This window comes from Apilactobacillus pseudapinorum, assembly GCF_040369555.1.
GTDB lineage: Bacteria > Bacillota > Bacilli > Lactobacillales > Lactobacillaceae > Apilactobacillus.
The window spans coordinates 63429-78385 of the sequence record NZ_BAABVU010000026.1 but is presented as its reverse complement, the minus strand read 5'-3'; the positions used below and the strand labels follow the sequence as shown (position 1 = coordinate 78385).

Annotated in this window: 21 protein-coding genes; 10 read left to right on the top strand and 11 right to left on the bottom strand. The window is 33.1% G+C overall.

Translation table 11 applies throughout. The annotated features are described in order from the left end of the window. The first annotated feature begins 3 nt into the window (after positions 1 to 3). Complete coding sequence (locus ABWU86_RS05500; protein WP_013646119.1) at positions 4 to 684, top strand: IS6-like element IS1216 family transposase; 681 nt, start codon at positions 4 to 6, stop codon at positions 682 to 684. Positions 685 to 744: 60 nt separating this feature from the next. Then, complete coding sequence (locus tag ABWU86_RS05495) at positions 745 to 1263, top strand: C39 family peptidase (protein ID WP_353321981.1); 519 nt, start codon at positions 745 to 747, stop codon at positions 1261 to 1263. 32 nt (positions 1264 to 1295) lie between these two features. Here the strand turns inward: ABWU86_RS05495 and ABWU86_RS05490 are convergent, their stop codons facing one another. The 4 genes from ABWU86_RS05490 to ABWU86_RS05475 all read right to left on the bottom strand — a co-directional run bounded on the left by ABWU86_RS05490 (position 1296) and on the right by ABWU86_RS05475 (position 4781). Further along, positions 1296 to 1478, bottom strand: a complete 183-nt coding sequence (locus tag ABWU86_RS05490; RefSeq protein WP_353321871.1) for a hypothetical protein — start codon at positions 1476 to 1478, stop codon at positions 1296 to 1298. A gap of 66 nt (positions 1479 to 1544) precedes the next feature. Next, complete coding sequence (locus ABWU86_RS05485) at positions 1545 to 2090, bottom strand: biotin transporter BioY (protein ID WP_353321869.1); 546 nt, start codon at positions 2088 to 2090, stop codon at positions 1545 to 1547. Positions 2091 to 2527: 437 nt separating this feature from the next. Further along, entirely contained in the window at positions 2528 to 2842 is a 315-nt protein-coding gene (locus ABWU86_RS05480; RefSeq protein ID WP_353321867.1) for a hypothetical protein, read from the bottom strand. A 334-nt stretch (positions 2843 to 3176) separates the two neighbouring features. Then, positions 3177 to 4781, bottom strand: coding sequence for a hypothetical protein (locus tag ABWU86_RS05475; RefSeq protein WP_353321865.1), 1605 nt, complete (start codon positions 4779 to 4781; stop codon positions 3177 to 3179). 216 nt (positions 4782 to 4997) lie between these two features. Between ABWU86_RS05475 and ABWU86_RS05470 the strand changes: the two genes are divergently transcribed. Further along, a complete protein-coding gene (locus tag ABWU86_RS05470; RefSeq protein ID WP_353321863.1) occupies positions 4998 to 5270 on the top strand; it encodes a hypothetical protein in 273 nt (90 codons plus the stop codon). A gap of 34 nt (positions 5271 to 5304) precedes the next feature. On the opposite strand, the gene ABWU86_RS05465 is transcribed toward ABWU86_RS05470, so the two are convergent. The 5 genes from ABWU86_RS05465 to ABWU86_RS05445 all read right to left on the bottom strand — a co-directional run bounded on the left by ABWU86_RS05465 (position 5305) and on the right by ABWU86_RS05445 (position 8492). After that, positions 5305 to 5619, bottom strand: coding sequence for a carboxymuconolactone decarboxylase family protein (locus ABWU86_RS05465; RefSeq protein WP_353321861.1), 315 nt, complete (start codon positions 5617 to 5619; stop codon positions 5305 to 5307). Between the two features lies 1 nt (position 5620). Next, positions 5621 to 6046 carry a cupin domain-containing protein gene (locus ABWU86_RS05460; RefSeq protein WP_353321859.1) on the bottom strand — a complete coding sequence of 142 codons (426 nt, stop codon included), beginning with the start codon at positions 6044 to 6046 and terminating at the stop codon, positions 5621 to 5623. 11 nt (positions 6047 to 6057) lie between these two features. Next, positions 6058 to 6462 (bottom strand): MerR family transcriptional regulator, encoded by a 405-nt coding sequence (locus ABWU86_RS05455; protein ID WP_353321857.1) that lies wholly within the window; start codon positions 6460 to 6462, stop codon positions 6058 to 6060. Positions 6463 to 6564: 102 nt separating this feature from the next. Continuing rightward, a complete protein-coding gene (locus ABWU86_RS05450) occupies positions 6565 to 7431 on the bottom strand; it encodes a hypothetical protein (RefSeq protein ID WP_353321855.1) in 867 nt (288 codons plus the stop codon). A gap of 107 nt (positions 7432 to 7538) precedes the next feature. Then, positions 7539 to 8492 carry a biotin--[acetyl-CoA-carboxylase] ligase gene (locus ABWU86_RS05445; protein ID WP_353321853.1) on the bottom strand — a complete coding sequence of 318 codons (954 nt, stop codon included), beginning with the start codon at positions 8490 to 8492 and terminating at the stop codon, positions 7539 to 7541. Positions 8493 to 8699: 207 nt separating this feature from the next. Here ABWU86_RS05445 and ABWU86_RS05440 point away from each other — a divergent pair, with 207 nt between their 5' ends. The 7 genes from ABWU86_RS05440 to ABWU86_RS05410 all read left to right on the top strand — a co-directional run bounded on the left by ABWU86_RS05440 (position 8700) and on the right by ABWU86_RS05410 (position 13862). Continuing rightward, positions 8700 to 9422: an ABC transporter ATP-binding protein gene (locus tag ABWU86_RS05440; RefSeq protein WP_353321851.1), complete on the top strand. Its 723-nt coding sequence runs from the start codon at positions 8700 to 8702 to the stop codon at positions 9420 to 9422. After that, entirely contained in the window at positions 9422 to 10501 is a 1080-nt protein-coding gene (locus ABWU86_RS05435; protein ID WP_353321849.1) for an ABC transporter permease, read from the top strand. Before ABWU86_RS05440 ends, ABWU86_RS05435 begins: the two co-directional genes overlap by 1 nt. A gap of 3 nt (positions 10502 to 10504) precedes the next feature. Further along, positions 10505 to 11146 carry a TetR/AcrR family transcriptional regulator gene (locus ABWU86_RS05430; protein WP_353321847.1) on the top strand — a complete coding sequence of 214 codons (642 nt, stop codon included), beginning with the start codon at positions 10505 to 10507 and terminating at the stop codon, positions 11144 to 11146. A 131-nt stretch (positions 11147 to 11277) separates the two neighbouring features. Next, positions 11278 to 11895: a helix-turn-helix domain-containing protein gene (locus ABWU86_RS05425; RefSeq protein ID WP_353321845.1), complete on the top strand. Its 618-nt coding sequence runs from the start codon at positions 11278 to 11280 to the stop codon at positions 11893 to 11895. Positions 11896 to 11912: 17 nt separating this feature from the next. Further along, complete coding sequence (locus ABWU86_RS05420) at positions 11913 to 12512, top strand: helix-turn-helix domain-containing protein (protein ID WP_353321843.1); 600 nt, start codon at positions 11913 to 11915, stop codon at positions 12510 to 12512. Between the two features lie 103 nt (positions 12513 to 12615). Beyond that, complete coding sequence (locus tag ABWU86_RS05415; RefSeq protein WP_053949536.1) at positions 12616 to 12996, top strand: MerR family transcriptional regulator; 381 nt, start codon at positions 12616 to 12618, stop codon at positions 12994 to 12996. Between the two features lie 2 nt (positions 12997 to 12998). Then, positions 12999 to 13862: an aldo/keto reductase gene (locus tag ABWU86_RS05410; protein WP_353317827.1), complete on the top strand. Its 864-nt coding sequence runs from the start codon at positions 12999 to 13001 to the stop codon at positions 13860 to 13862. Positions 13863 to 13903: 41 nt separating this feature from the next. On the opposite strand, the gene ABWU86_RS05405 is transcribed toward ABWU86_RS05410, so the two are convergent. Both ABWU86_RS05405 and ABWU86_RS05400 read right to left on the bottom strand, forming a co-directional pair. Next, entirely contained in the window at positions 13904 to 14734 is an 831-nt protein-coding gene (locus ABWU86_RS05405; protein WP_353317826.1) for an SPFH domain-containing protein, read from the bottom strand. Between the two features lie 10 nt (positions 14735 to 14744). Continuing rightward, entirely contained in the window at positions 14745 to 14945 is a 201-nt protein-coding gene (locus ABWU86_RS05400; protein ID WP_353321841.1) for a hypothetical protein, read from the bottom strand. Positions 14946 to 14957 lie beyond the last annotated feature (12 nt).

Genomic DNA, 14957 nt, shown 5'->3' with positions numbered 1-14957 from the left:
ACGATGAATCATTTTAAAGGAAAGCAATTTCAGCAGGATGTGATTATTGTAGCCGTGGGCTACTATCTTCGTTATAACCTTAGCTATCGTGAAGTTCAAGAAATCTTATATGATCGTGGCATTAACGTTTCTCATACGACGATTTATCGTTGGGTGCAAGAATATGGCAAACTACTCTATCAAATTTGGAAAAAGAAAAATAAAAAATCCTTTTATTCATGGAAAATGGATGAAACGTACATCAAAATTAAAGGAAAATGGCATTATTTGTATCGAGCCATCGATGCAGATGGTTTAACCTTGGATATTTGGTTACGTAAAAAACGGGACACACAAGCAGCCTATGCTTTTCTTAAGCGGTTAGTGAAGCAGTTTGATGAACCGAAGGTTGTAGTCACAGATAAAGCCCCCTCTATTACAAGTGCCTTTAAGAAACTAAAAGAATACGGCTTTTATCAAGGGACAGAACATCGTACCATTAAATACCTGAATAATTTGATTGAACAAGACCATCGTCCAGTAAAGAGACGCAATAAATTCTATCGAAGTTTACGCACTGCCTCACCCACGATTAAAGGTATGGAAGCCATCCGAGGATTATATAAGAAAACCCGAAAAGAAGGCACTCTCTTCGGGTTTTCGGTCTGTACTGAAATCAAGGTATTATTGGGAATCCCAGCTTAAATCATAGATACCGTAAGGGATTTTATTCTTTATTTAAAACTTTGCAACAGAACCGGTTGGATTAAGACATCCGCACTAGATTCATCCTCATATAAGATCAACCATGTCCCGCTAATCGGTCAATTACCACAACTACCTACTGGTTGTGAAATTACCGCTGTGACTATGATGATTAATTATCAAAATAAGAGTAACTTAAAGAAAACAGATTTGGCGAAAGAAATGCCAAAGAGCAAAAATCCAAATAAAGGATTCGTCGGCGATCCATTTAAAAAATCAGGTTGGTACATTTTCCCACCCGCTTTGATGAATCTAGTTAAAAAACACCTAGGATCTAGTAAGTTATTTACTGGTAAATCCACTAAATTCCTAAAGAACTACCTTCGAAAAACTGGTCACCCGCTTGTGGTATACGTAGGAGATATTGATAACTTTCCTAATCACGCTGTTACCATGACTGGTTTTGACAAGAATCACATTTACTTTAACGATCCTTGGACTAAAAAGAGAACATCATTAACCAACGCTAAATTTGAATACCATCGTAAGTATGTTCAAAAAAAGGCAATTGGATATTAATAAAAAAGCAGTAAGTCTTAGACTTACTGCTTTTATTTGTTTTCATATTCAGCTAAAACACGTTTCCATTCAGAAACATGTTCTGGTGTATCTGGCTTAGGCATTAACATGTAGTTAAACTTAATGTCGTCGTTGTCCTTAGCTCCTTTTGTGGCTTCAACAACTGGACGTAACTTCCAGCCCAGCATTGGATTAATAATCTTAGATGTATCCATCTGATCATCTCCTTATGTATTTGCCACCATTATATACGTATACTTTATAAATGAGAACTAAACTGTTTATTTTTTGTTCAAAATTGGTAGTAAACGAGTTGCGACTAAAGCGGCTACGATTGCTTTTAAAACATCGCCTGGAATGAATAAGCAATTAGCTAAGAATGACTTATCTAACCCAATGTGACTTTGGAATGAAATGAAAACAATCGCAATTGCATAGGCAATCACTACACTGACAATCAATGTGTTGATGAATAAATTAGTGAAACGGTTTGGATCAAAGAAGCGACTCAATGCATTTCTGAAGAACGCCATCAAACTTGGCATTAATAGCCATGATAATAGGTAACCACCAGTAGGTCCGGCGAAGATTACTAGTCCCCCACGGAAACCAGTTAAAACAGGTAATCCGACAGCCACTAAAATCATTAATAGTAATACTGAAATGGTCCCCTTTTTAGCGCCTAGTAATAAACCAGCTAGCATAATCCCAAAGTTTTGTAGCACAATTGGTACTGGAATAACTCCGATTGGAATCGCTGGAATAAATGCTAAGGCAATAATCAAAGCTGTCATTAAGGCAACTTCTGTAATATCTCTACTTTTCATATGTATCCCCTTTATTGTTAACTAATTATTTTTATACGGTTAACAATTTGATATAATACAAATTGTTAACTAAAATGTCAAATGGAGTAACTAATCTGGGAGGAAAAGTATGATATACGGAATTCAAATTGATAACAGCGGGCGTTGTGTCCATTACCGTAAACATAACGATGTTGCTGCAATGCAATGTGATCAATGTCATCAATACTACGCATGTTATCAATGTCATAACCTAATTACCGATCATCGATTTATGCCCATCAGCGTGCATAAGACGCTTCCTGTAATGTGTGGAAAATGTGAACATCAATTAACTTATCAAGAATATCGTCAATCGACATGTCCTTATTGTTTTGCTCAATTTAACCCTCGTTGCATGTTGCACCGAGATTTGTATTTTAAAGACTAAAAAAGCCACTGTGTAGTGGCTTTTTTATTTATTCTTTTACTAAGTGTGATACCTTGTGCTTCTTTTGATTCTTTTCACCCTTTTTGATGCTCTTTTTTAACTTACTAATTTCTTTTAGTAGTCGTTTCTTTTCCGCCTTAGTTAACTTACCTGATTTTAACTTAGCAGATAAAGAGCTTAATTGTACTTTATTGGCCTTAACATTAGAAGCTTGAATGGATTTTTTAATCAAGTTTTCTTGATGCAAAATTGCTTTCTTTTCTGCCTTAGTTAGGTGCTTGGATTGAAGTTCTTTTTGAATATTAGCTAATTTCTTTTTACTATTGCTAATAGACTTTTTCAATTGAGCTACTTGTTTAGAAACTGAGACCGGAGTTGATTGTTTGATAACGTTTGCAATCTTTTTAGCAGGTTGGGTAGTTTTGCTAATACTTGATGAATCGCTACTAATTTCGGATTTTAACTCGTCTTCTGAAGTTGAAGTTTTGTTTGAAACTGGTTTAGAACTAATCGTTGGCTGACTAGTAACTGTTTGTTTAGTGTTTTTACCCTTATCTGGAGTTGATTTATTATTAACTGGCTTACTAGTTGCCGTTTGGGAATTACTATTTGCTAAACCGTTATCATTATTTGAAGAAGGAGTTGAATCCTTGCTTGTATTTGGTTTAGTTGTGTTCTCATTGTTTTGGTTTCGTAGTTACGGTTGTACCTTTATTTATGCTATTTGGGGTAGATGTAACAGTAGCTGGAGTTGTTGTAACTGGGTTAGTATGCACATCAACAACATTGAAATTAGATACAGATTGATCTAATTGACTCTTCAACGTATTAGCATCATTATCAAAATCGGTGCCATCCAATGATTGAAGATAAAATTCATTATTAGAATCGTTTTTAACATCTTGAACTTTGTTATATACATCCATAATACTGTCTTTAATTGCAGAATTATTAGTAAATTGGTTTGATGCTGCTTGTTGTTCCTTAACTAATTTATCTTGTAGTGCTTCAACTGCAGCAAGTTTAACTGACAATGTTGCTTTTAATTGTTCAGCTGAGGGTAAACTTTTTAGTGAATCATTAATACTATCTAAATCATTTTTTAAATTAGTATCATCTTCGTCAGAAGATGTATTATCGTTTACATTTTTGGTTTGCGCTGAATCATAATTACTAACATCATTACTCAAAGTGTTAAATGATTTTTGTTGATTCATTGCATCATTTAAAGAATTACTCATTGTATCTAATCTATTATTAACACTTTGTTCTTTGTTATCAATGTCGGCATCTGAAACAGCGATATCTAATTGATTAAGTTTATCATCAATGTTGGATTCCATATCACCAATTTGACTATATTCATATTGTTCATTTGATGCATTTTGTACTTTTTCAATCGAACTTAGCCCTTTATCTAATTGATCTAATTTACCGTCAACATCAGATTCCATATCAGTGGTTTGATTAGCTTCAACTTCATCCACTTTAGCTGGGTCTTTTAATTGATTAAAAATATTATTCTGATTTGAGGCTGCTTTATCGATTGCATCATTTAATGTATCCAATTTATCATCAATGCTATCTTCTACATCTGCATTTTCAATTTTATTAAAATTATCAGTTGCCTTAGTTTGAATATTAGCAGCTTTATCAACTTGTTGTTCAACTATATCTAATTTTCTATTAATTCTTTTTTCTAACTTATTGATTTCATCATTTGCTTTTTTAACGTTATCAATATGTTTTTTATTAATTAAATTGTAGATATCGCGGTCCAACGACTTAACTTGATTCTTAACATTTTGTTCTTCAGAAGATACCAAATTGCTTGAATCATCATCATCTAATAAATCACTATCAACGTTCTTGCTAGCATTTAGATAATTTTGTGCATCATTTAGTGCTTTAGTTATGTAATCTAGTTTGAAATTAATTTGATTATTTAATCCCTGGAATGTTTGATTATCTTCATCATTTTCAGTATTTGCAATTTGTTGATTATTAGAATTAATTGCATCTTGAATGTTTTTCTCGTATCTAGTTTCAGCATATGTAATTTCACCACTGTAAAAGCAGTTTAATTGATGTGCAATTTGAATCGCTAGTTTAATTAAATCCGCATCAGAAGTTGTTTTTGATTGACTAGTATTAGCTTTTTGCTGATTTGAATTATCTTTAGCTTCAGCGTTGGCAACTTGATAGCTTTCTGAAAGGTATGACATTAAAATAACCGTCAATGGAATTATGGATAGTGTTAATTTTTTTAGATTTTTTCTCATAATATTCCTCCAATTAAAATAATTTTATAATAACATTAAACTTATATTAACATGGATTTTATCAAACCTTAAGAAAAACTTAAAAATTTATAATTTTTTTGTACAAAAAGATCTAAAAAGTATAAAAAAGCCACTATATAGTGGCTTTTTTTAGTTAATTTGTTGTTGTATTATATGCTTATTAACAATTATAAATCGATGGGGGGGCATCATATTTTGATCAAATCATTAAAAATTGTTATCTGTTTTGACATCATTTATGCTCTATTAAACTCAGCCTTTTTTGTATTTATCTTAAAGCCATACTTTTCAGCAATAAATATGGAAAATACTCTAATTGGTGGAGTAAATATCATTTTTGCAATCTTATTAGTGATTTTTATCTTGAAAATATATGATTGGTTTGTGGACTCTAAAAATGGAACTGTTGGAATGATCGTTTTTCTAATTTTAATATTTTTATTCGTTCGTTTATTTTTAATCCTATAAAAAAAAGAGAATTCAGTCTTCTGAATTCTCTTTTTTATTCATATACCTTTTTTGCAACATCAAATGCTGACCACGCTTTAGGCCAACCGACGTAAAACGATAAATGAGTAATGATCTCGGCGATTTCTTCTTTGGTAATGCCGTTTTGTTTACCAATCTTTAAATGTGCTTCTAATTGAGCGAAGTTACCAGACGCAATTAAACTACTAATCGTAATCATGCTGCGACTCTTGGGTGAAAGTTCTTTTTCACGACTCCAAACTTCACCGAATAAAACATCGTCATTAATTTCTGCGAACTTAGGCGCAAATACACCTAAGTTATCTCTGCCTGCGGTTTGTTTTTTCATCTTAATCACGCTTTGCTGAAGAATTGGCTTGACTGTATTGATTATCATTAACCACTTCTAACCATTCTGGAGTCCCTGCTGTAATCGCAACGTGTGAGAACCAACTATCTTGTGTTGCACCGTGCCAATGTTTGACACCATCGTGCGTAACGACAACATCCCCCGGATGTAATTCACGTGCTGGTTGACCTTCTTCTTGGTATAAACCAGCGCCACCAGTTACCAATAATAATTGATAACCGTCATGGTGGATGTGCCAATTATTACGGCACCCCGGTTCGAAAGTTACATTACCCACTCCTACATTTACTTCTTTTTCGGGACTAATTAAACCGTTTAAATAACTTTGACCGGTGAAAAATTGGGCGTAAGCATCATTCTTATCACCACGGTCAAAAATAATTCCATTCTTTACTTCTTCATTCATTTTGGTGCCTCCTACTCGAATCGTTTTAAATATTCTTCGAAGCTTTCGTCAACTTGATGTTCTAGTTTGCCATCATACCAATCAATTTTATGCGACAAAATTTGTAGGTGAGCTTCTCGTTCTTCAATTTCAGCTAAGCTACGTTTTCTAACTTGTTGTAGTAATTCTTTGCGGTCTTCAATCGTTGAATCACCGACTTTACGTAGCGCAACATAATCTTGGATTTCACTCATCAACATCCCTGTCCCCTTCAAATGTAAAATGAATCCAATCCACTTAACATCTTGGTCATCATAATAACGACGCTCATTTTCATCTCTTTTAGGAACAATCAAATTTTGTTTTTCATAATATCTAAGGGTATAGGTGGTTAAACCAACTTTTTCGGCAAATTCGCCAATGCTGTATTGATTCATAATAAGTCCTTTCTACTAACTTCTTTTCTACCATACTAGTTATAGTTAACTCTAAGTCAAGCGATAAAAAAAGAATCATCTCAAAAGATGATTCTTTTCAAATTATTTAACTAATTTTTTGATTGCTTTTAATAGCGCTTTGCGTTGTAAAACAAGCTTATGATGTGCTTTTTTGCCTAGGTGTTTTTGGTGTAATTCTTTGTTGATTTTTGCTAGTTGTTTCTTGTCAGCAGCTAAAGTTTTAGCGTGTGATGATGATTTCTTTTGGCCACTTACTTCTTTTTCTAACTTAGCAACTTCTGCTTGTAGTGAAGCGATTGCTTTGGCATCAGAATCGTTGTTGTTATTAGATGAAACCGCAGAAGAAATCATTGATTGTACTTGGGTAGTATTAGGTACAATATCACCTGGGTTGGTTTGTTCAATTTTCTTTGAATTATAATCATCCAATAGCATTTCTAAAGAATTATAATCTATATTACTATTTACTACAGAATCTTCTAAATCTGCACGATAGTCAGTATGTGTTCCTGTGTAATTGGTAATAAACATAACATCTCTTCCAGAATCAAAATAATCCGTAACATAGCTACCAGTACCTGTAAATTTATCAGATGCTCCATTTGATTTAGATACATAATTATTATAAGCATCTTGTGCTTCTTGTTTATATCTACTTAAAGCTGATAAATTATCATTCTTACTAGGTAAGTACTTTGGATCATTATCTGAATTAATGTAGGACACTTCAGAATTAATGTAATTAATTATATTTTGTTCATTAGTTGCAGCCATAGTTTCCAAAATTTTATCAGAAATTTGATTCATAACTTTTTTGTTGTTTAAATCATATAGTACATTTTGTTCTTTACTCCCCCAACTATCCGCCTTCGCAGCTACCGGTGCAACGCTAGATAACACCAATAGTGATAAAGGCAATAATACTAAACTCTTTTTGAAACTCTTCAATTAAAACATCCCCTATATGTATATAATAAAATTTTTATATCACATATATTAATATACACCTCTTTGAGAAAAATAAAATAGCGCTAAAAATATTTAGCGCTATCATATTAAAAATTAACCTTCACCACTTCACCGTTATTAATGGTAACTTCTTTACCATCAACATCTAGTAATAAGTGGCCTTGTTTATCAATGCCAGTCACAATTCCTTCAACTGTATCGTTGATTACATCGACACTAACTTTCTTACCATTCAAGAATGATATCTTTTGGTAATCCTCAATGAAGTTAGCTTCCAAATAATTTGGGAATTCTTGTTCAAATCCATTCACGATTAAATCGACCAATCGATTCTTATTGATTTGTTTATCACTAATCGAACCAACTTTATCTTTCAACTCATCCGGAATATCTTGGATGTTTAAACTAATACCGATACCCACAACAATCGCAGATGGTTGCATTAATTCCGCGTCCATCACCAATTCAGTCAAAATACCAACCACTTTTTTATTATTTACATAAATATCATTAATCCATTTAACGTAAAAATCGATTTCCGGATACATTTTCTTCAGTGCTTTCGCAACCACCACTGCAGTCATAGTAGTTAATAAACCCGGATTTAAGTTCTTGGCATCATGAAATGGCACTAGCATACTCATGTATAATCCTGACTTTTCAGGTGAGTAAAAACTACGACCACGACGACCATATCCTTGGGTTTGTTTTTCAGCAATAATTAAATGACGCTTGTCATCATGATTTTGATCATTCAATTGTTTCGCAAATGAATTGGTCGATGTGATTTCTTTTTTAACAATGACATCATATTCAGCATCCAAACCATCTTGGATTAATTGCGCATTCAGTTCATCGTTACCAATGTATTTGTAGCCTGAATTGGTTTTACTTTCAATTTGATGACCTTGTTCTTTTAATTGCTTAATTAATTTCCAAATCATGGTTCTACTAATATCCAATGATTCAGCTAACTGATTGCCAGACACCCATTCATTTTGGTGTGCGATAAACAATTGTAGTAATTGATCAATTTTCATGACGAACTCCTTTGTGTTGTTAAAATAATCATATCATATTTTGACAAATTAATAGAATTAAGACTAGCCATTTTCCTTTAGGAAACGGCTTTTTTAAATGCCAAAAAATTTTTTCATTTTTTATTTGCATTTTTTAAATTCATCTTTTATAATAATCTTCGTTAAGTAAGTTAGTACTCACTCACTATTCAAAAAGGAGAATTTATCATGACTAATAAAATCATTTCAATTAATAATTTAAAGAAAAAATATGGTAAACAAGTTGTTTTAAATGACGTATCATTCGAAGTTAATACCGGTCAAATCGTTGGTCTAATTGGACCATCCGGTGCTGGTAAATCAACCATCATTAAATTAACTCTTGGTATGGAAAAAGCTGATAGTGGTAATTCAGAAGTATTTAACACTCACATGCCTAACCGAAAAGTATTAAATAAAATGGGTTACATGGCTCAATCAGACGCCTTGTATTCCTCACTCACAGCTAGAGAAAATCTTACTTTCTTCGCTAAGATGAGAGAAATCAAAAAAGATTTAATTTCATCAGAAATTGAACGTGTCGCTGAAATAGTAGATTTAACTCAACATTTAGATAAGAAGATTGAAAACTTCTCAGGTGGAATGAAGCGTAGATTATCACTTGCGATTGCATTCCTGGGCAGTCCTCAATTACTAATTCTAGACGAACCTACTGTTGGAATCGATCCAGCATTAAGAAAACAAATTTGGATGGAATTAGGCAAACTCCGTGACAATGGTTGTTCAATTTTAGTAACTACTCATGTTATGGATGAAGCCGAATTAACCGATCGTGTTGCCCTACTAATTGATGGAAATATTATTGCGGATGATACCCCCGAAAATCTAAAAGCTCAATACCAAGTGGATAGTATTGAAAATGTATTTATGAAAGCTGAAGGTGATATGTAATGAAAACTTTATCAATTGCTAGCAGAATTTTAAAAGAAATTTTCAGAGACAAAAAAACATTAGCAATGATTTTTATCGTACCTATTATTGTGATGTCACTAATGTCTTATATTTTTAAGAGTTACAGTAATACGGATGTCAATATCGGTACCATCAATGTTTCTCAACAAGTTGAATCTAATTTAAAGCACGTTAAAAATATTGATATCAAAGAATACAATAATGAAAAAGACGCAAATAAAGCGCTAAAAGATAACAAGATTGATTCATTTATTGTATACAAAGACAATAAGTACACTATGGTGCATGCTAACATTGATGCATCCAAGACCAGTATGACTAAGGCTGCACTACAAGCTGCGCTTACTCAAACTACCATCAAAAATCTATCCAGTGTTGTCGAAAAAGTTATGCCTACTCAAATGAATCAACCCAAAGTTCAATTCGCCAATGAATACAGATACGGTAGTAGCAACACTAATTTCTTTGACAAGATGATGCCTACTCTAATGGCATTCTTCGTGTTCTTCTTTGTCTTCCTTACTTCTGGAATGGAACTATTGAAAGAACGTACTACCGGTACTTTGGACCGTCTTTTAGCTACCCCGGTTAAAAGATCTGAAATCATTTTTGGTTACACTTTAAGTTATGGTGCGATGGCAGTTATTCAAACTGTATTAATCGTATTATTCACTATTAACATTTTAAATATAGAAGTTGTTGGATCAATTTGGTTAATTCTATTAACTACTTTCCTACTATCCATTGTGGCAATTGCTGCCGGATTATTGCTTTCTACTTTTGTTAAGTCAGAATTCCAACTAATGCAATTCATCCCCGTCGTAGTTATTCCACAAATCTTCTTCTCTGGACTAATTCCTTTGGACTCTCTAGATACTTGGGCTAAGGCATTATCATTCATCTTCCCTATCAAATACGCTTCAGAAGCAATTAGTAATGTCATGATGCGTGGCTTTACATTCAGTGGAATTAGTATAGACTTAATGGTAATTATTTTATTCATCGTCGTTTTAACAACCATTAATATTATTGGATTAAAACGCTACAGAAAGGTTTAACCAATGGAAGAAACAACTTACACTAGTTTTAATGATTGGATCGAAAATAGTAAAATGCCTAACGGTAAACGTCAGGTACTAAAATCAGCGATTAAATTATTCGCTGAGAACGGCTACCAATCAACTTCTACTTCATCCATTGCTAAAGAGTGTGGATTAAGTGAAGCAACCGTCTTTAAACACTTTAAAAACAAAAAAGAATTACTTGATACTTTAGTTACCCCAATTGTGAACGAACTTGCTCCATCATTTGGGGAACAATTTATAGAGGCTGTTGATCAAGAAACTTTTAAGCTGGATCAAATGATTGAATATATCATCAGTAACCGGTTTAAGTTTATTGAAGATAACCATGAAATCATCGAAATCATGGTTAATCAATTACTAATTGATAATGAATTGAGAGACCAAATTGAGGATATTATGCTTCCTAAGTTATCATTCATTATTAAAAAAGCAGAAAGATTAATGCAAAACGATGACGACGTAAGAAACGATGTATCAGTTGAAGAATTGTTTAGAATCATTAGCGGTCAGCTATTAGTTTCAATGATTCAAGAATATAAATTCCATCCTCAAAATTGGAATAGTGAAAAGCAAATTGCATCCATGATTAAGATGACCAAAAATGCTATTCACAAATAAAACAAAAAGGCTATCCCCTTTGGATAGCCTTTTTTTGTTGATATATCAACAATGCTAAGAAACTTATCTACCAATTTTTAACTGTTTTTCATATAATTAAAGCATTCATTACATAAAAGGAGCGATGAATCATGCAGTTTGGTGATCGTTTAAAACAACAACGTAAAACCAAAGAATTAACCCAAGATGATGTCGCAAAAAAACTGAACGTTTCTCGTCAAACTATTTCGAGCTGGGAAAACGAAAACAGCTATCCCGACATCAAAAGTCTAATTCAATTAAGTAATTTATACGATATCTCTTTGGATACAATGCTAAAAGAAGATAACGGAATGAAAGAATTTATTGAGAAAAACGATTTACATAAGAAGATGGTTGGCTTAAAATGTTCGCTTTATTCTTCATATACTTTAGCAATCGCATTTTATATTTTGATTATTAACAATTACCAACATGTTAGCCCTGCTATTGCAATATTAGGATTATTAATATATGCCATGTCTTTATGTGTTGTTAATTCATTCAAAAAACTCATGATCAATTTAGGCTTTGACCCGGTTTCGAATCCCATAAATCATATCATCACCAATAAATTCCTTCTCTACATATTTGCGACCATATTTATGATTTCACTAGCATTGTGTTTTTGGCCCGGATTATATTTTATTCCTAGAACCTTTGCCCCATTCTTTATCTGCATTATGATTGACGAGATATTGATTCTAATTTACTACTTACGAAACCGTTAAAAAAGGAGTGCAAATTTATGCAATTTGGTGACCGTTTAAAACAACAACGTAAAATTAAAGAATTAACCCAAGACGATGTCGCAAAAAAACTGAATGTTTCTCGTCAAACGATTTCGAGCTGGGAAAATGAAAACAGTTATCCCGACATCAAAAGTCTAGTTCAATTAAGTAATTTATACGATATCTCTTTGGATACAATGCTAAAAGAAGATAACGGAATGAAAGAATTCATCGAAAAAGACACTCTTCGCAAAAAGATGTCAGGAATAACTTATTTTGTTTTTGCTTTGTATGGATTAATCACAGCTATGTTAATCTGCATCATTAGTAATATCACAAATATTAGTCCTACCTTTCAATTATTGGGCGGAGTAATATTTATACTATCTTTGTTCCTGATGAGTTCCATTGCCAAACTACTTAGGGAATTGGGTTTTATCAATCATTGGAGCCCTATCAATAAATCGCATCACAAAACATTGATATTCTTCGTTGCCGTTGTTATATCGTCCTTTGCTTCTTCATTATTTGTCGGACGTCATATTTACATCCCATTCATAATTTTAATTATAATCTATGAAGTAAGCATATTCGTTTACTACTTAAGAAATCGTTAAAAAGTTATCACACAATTGTGATAACTTTTTTATTTTTTCTCTTGCATTGGAGTCAGCTCCAAGGTTTATACTATTCCATAATCAAGTCAGGAGGTAATCAAAAATGAATATAAATGAAGTTAGTAAAAAGCTATCTATTTCTAAAGACACCATACGTTATTGGGAGAAAATCGGCCTCTTACCTTCCATTCCCAGAAACGCCAGTGGTTATCGAGAATACTCTCAAAAAGAATTTAATTGGGTTTATTACATTAAAGCATTGCGCAATGCTGGTATGTCAATAGAAAGACTTTTAGAATTCGTACATCTATATTTAAAAGATGCTAATGACTTAAATCATCGAAAAGAATTATTAATTCAACAACGAGAAGAGTTGCTAGCTGAAATTACCAAACGACAAGAGACTGTCGATTACTTAACCTATAAAATCGACCATTTCGAAGAACATGTATTAAATCAATATGATGAAAGCAAAGGAGATTAACTATGAATACCAGAAAGCTATCAAACAATACAATTATTCCATCACTAGGATTTGGAGTCTTTCAAGTCCCTAACGAAGGAGCAGCCAAACAAGCGGTTATCGATGCTATTAAATCTGGATATCGTCTAATTGATACCGCTGCCAGCTATGGAAATGAAAGAGAAGTTGGCGAAGGCATTCAAGCTGTAATAGATGAAGGAATCGTAACTCGTGAAGAATTATTTATAACTTCTAAATTATGGGTACATGACGTTACAGCAGATAAAGCTTCACAAGCCATTCAAGATTCATTGAATCGACTAAATTTAGATTATCTAGATTTACTATTAATCCATCAACCATATAATGATGTTTTCGGTGCTTGGAAAGCCATGGAAGCTGCTTATAATAACGGCCAAGTGAAATCAATTGGAGTATCTAACTTCGACATTGCACAAATTACTAATTTGGCTGAATTCAACGATATCAAACCAATGGTGGCACAAATTGAAGTTAACCCATTCTGTCAAAACTTCGCAAAAGTCAAATACATGCAGGAATACGGAATTCAAATTGAAGCCTGGGCACCTTTCGCTGAAGGCAAAAAAGATTTATTTAAAAACGAATTACTTCAATCAATCGGCGATAAGTATAATAAATCCGTTGCTCAAGTGGTATTACGTTGGTTGTATCAAAGAAATATTATTCCATTAGCCAAATCTGTAAAACCATCAAGAATGGCTGAAAATATTAATGTTTTAGACTTTGAATTATCAGATGATGACATGAAACAGATCGAAACATTAGATACCAATAAAAGCCAATTCTTTGATCACCATGATCCAGAAATTATTAAGTGGATGGCTGGAAGAACTATTGAATACTAATTAATAATGAAAAAGACTATCCCACAGGATAGTCTTTTTCATTACTCTTTATCTTGTTGTTGATTTTCTTTTAATAACTTTGCAAAGGTAGTCATTTGACCATATGAGTCAGCACCGTCATTAGGCACTACTACCATGTTAGTGTCTGAATTTGCTAGGTTACTAAACGCTTCAATACTTTGCGCATTAAAGTATTTAGCATCAGCATTCTTCAAAGCTTCTTGAATTTTATCAATACGGTACTTTTCAGCATCCGCTTTAGTCTTAGTAGCTTGGGCATTTGCTTCAGCGGTTGCGACTAGGGCTTCGTTTTGTGCCTTAGTACGTAATTCAACTGACTTCGCATCACCTTCCGCCTTAGAAATTTCAGCTTGGCGTTCACGGTCAGCAGTAAGTTGAGTGTTCATGGCTTCTTGAATCGCCTTACTTGGGGTCAATTCATCAATATTGATACGATCAACGTTGATTCCATAAATATCAGTTAAATCACCAATTGCATCGGCTAATTCTTTGTTGATTTCCTTTGTAGAACCCAACACTTCGTTTAAATCCATACGACCAATGATATCTCTTAAGTGTCCACGCACTAATTGAACCATAGACATTACTGAATCAGTATTTTCGTATTGGTACTTCACAGGTTCAGTAACGTGGAAGTTCAAACTAACGCTTCCTAACACTTCAGCATTATCCTTAGTAATCAATGAGTACTTAGGTAATAACTTAGGTTGCATGGCTAAACTAACTGTTCTAACGCGTTGAATAAATGGAATATAGAAATGTAAACCAGAACTTAATGTGTGGCTGTATTTACCTAAAGTTTCTACTAAACCTTCATTATTTTGACGAACAACTTTAACTCCAAATGGCATTGTTTTGACCTCACTTTAATTGTTTTAAATAAAGAGTATTTCCAGCGTTATCAACCACTTCATATTGGGCATGGCTATCATAATTCAAATCATCCATAATTTGATATCGATACCAAATCCCCGCCACTTCTACTAGTGGTTGATCATTTGAAAAATGTTTTTGGTCGACAATCTTGCCGATGAAAAAACGTCGTTCTAAGTTATCTGTCATCCAAAAACACCC

Coding starts and splice junctions, on each gene's coding strand:
- ABWU86_RS05500 (WP_013646119.1), top strand. CDS start 4: ATGAATCATTTTAAAGGAAAGCAATTTCAGCAGGATGTGATTATTGTA.
- ABWU86_RS05490 (WP_353321871.1), bottom strand. CDS start 1,478: ATGGATACATCTAAGATTATTAATCCAATGCTGGGCTGGAAGTTACGT.
- ABWU86_RS05485 (WP_353321869.1), bottom strand. CDS start 2,090: ATGAAAAGTAGAGATATTACAGAAGTTGCCTTAATGACAGCTTTGATT.
- ABWU86_RS05475 (WP_353321865.1), bottom strand. CDS start 4,781: ATGAGAAAAAATCTAAAAAAATTAACACTATCCATAATTCCATTGACG.
- ABWU86_RS05465 (WP_353321861.1), bottom strand. CDS start 5,619: ATGAAAAAACAAACCGCAGGCAGAGATAACTTAGGTGTATTTGCGCCT.
- ABWU86_RS05460 (WP_353321859.1), bottom strand. CDS start 6,046: ATGAATGAAGAAGTAAAGAATGGAATTATTTTTGACCGTGGTGATAAG.
- ABWU86_RS05455 (WP_353321857.1), bottom strand. CDS start 6,462: ATGAATCAATACAGCATTGGCGAATTTGCCGAAAAAGTTGGTTTAACC.
- ABWU86_RS05445 (WP_353321853.1), bottom strand. CDS start 8,492: ATGAAAATTGATCAATTACTACAATTGTTTATCGCACACCAAAATGAA.
- ABWU86_RS05440 (WP_353321851.1), top strand. CDS start 8,700: ATGACTAATAAAATCATTTCAATTAATAATTTAAAGAAAAAATATGGT.
- ABWU86_RS05435 (WP_353321849.1), top strand. CDS start 9,422: ATGAAAACTTTATCAATTGCTAGCAGAATTTTAAAAGAAATTTTCAGA.
- ABWU86_RS05430 (WP_353321847.1), top strand. CDS start 10,505: ATGGAAGAAACAACTTACACTAGTTTTAATGATTGGATCGAAAATAGT.
- ABWU86_RS05425 (WP_353321845.1), top strand. CDS start 11,278: ATGCAGTTTGGTGATCGTTTAAAACAACAACGTAAAACCAAAGAATTA.
- ABWU86_RS05420 (WP_353321843.1), top strand. CDS start 11,913: ATGCAATTTGGTGACCGTTTAAAACAACAACGTAAAATTAAAGAATTA.
- ABWU86_RS05415 (WP_053949536.1), top strand. CDS start 12,616: ATGAATATAAATGAAGTTAGTAAAAAGCTATCTATTTCTAAAGACACC.
- ABWU86_RS05410 (WP_353317827.1), top strand. CDS start 12,999: ATGAATACCAGAAAGCTATCAAACAATACAATTATTCCATCACTAGGA.
- ABWU86_RS05405 (WP_353317826.1), bottom strand. CDS start 14,734: ATGCCATTTGGAGTTAAAGTTGTTCGTCAAAATAATGAAGGTTTAGTA.
- ABWU86_RS05400 (WP_353321841.1), bottom strand. CDS start 14,945: ATGACAGATAACTTAGAACGACGTTTTTTCATCGGCAAGATTGTCGAC.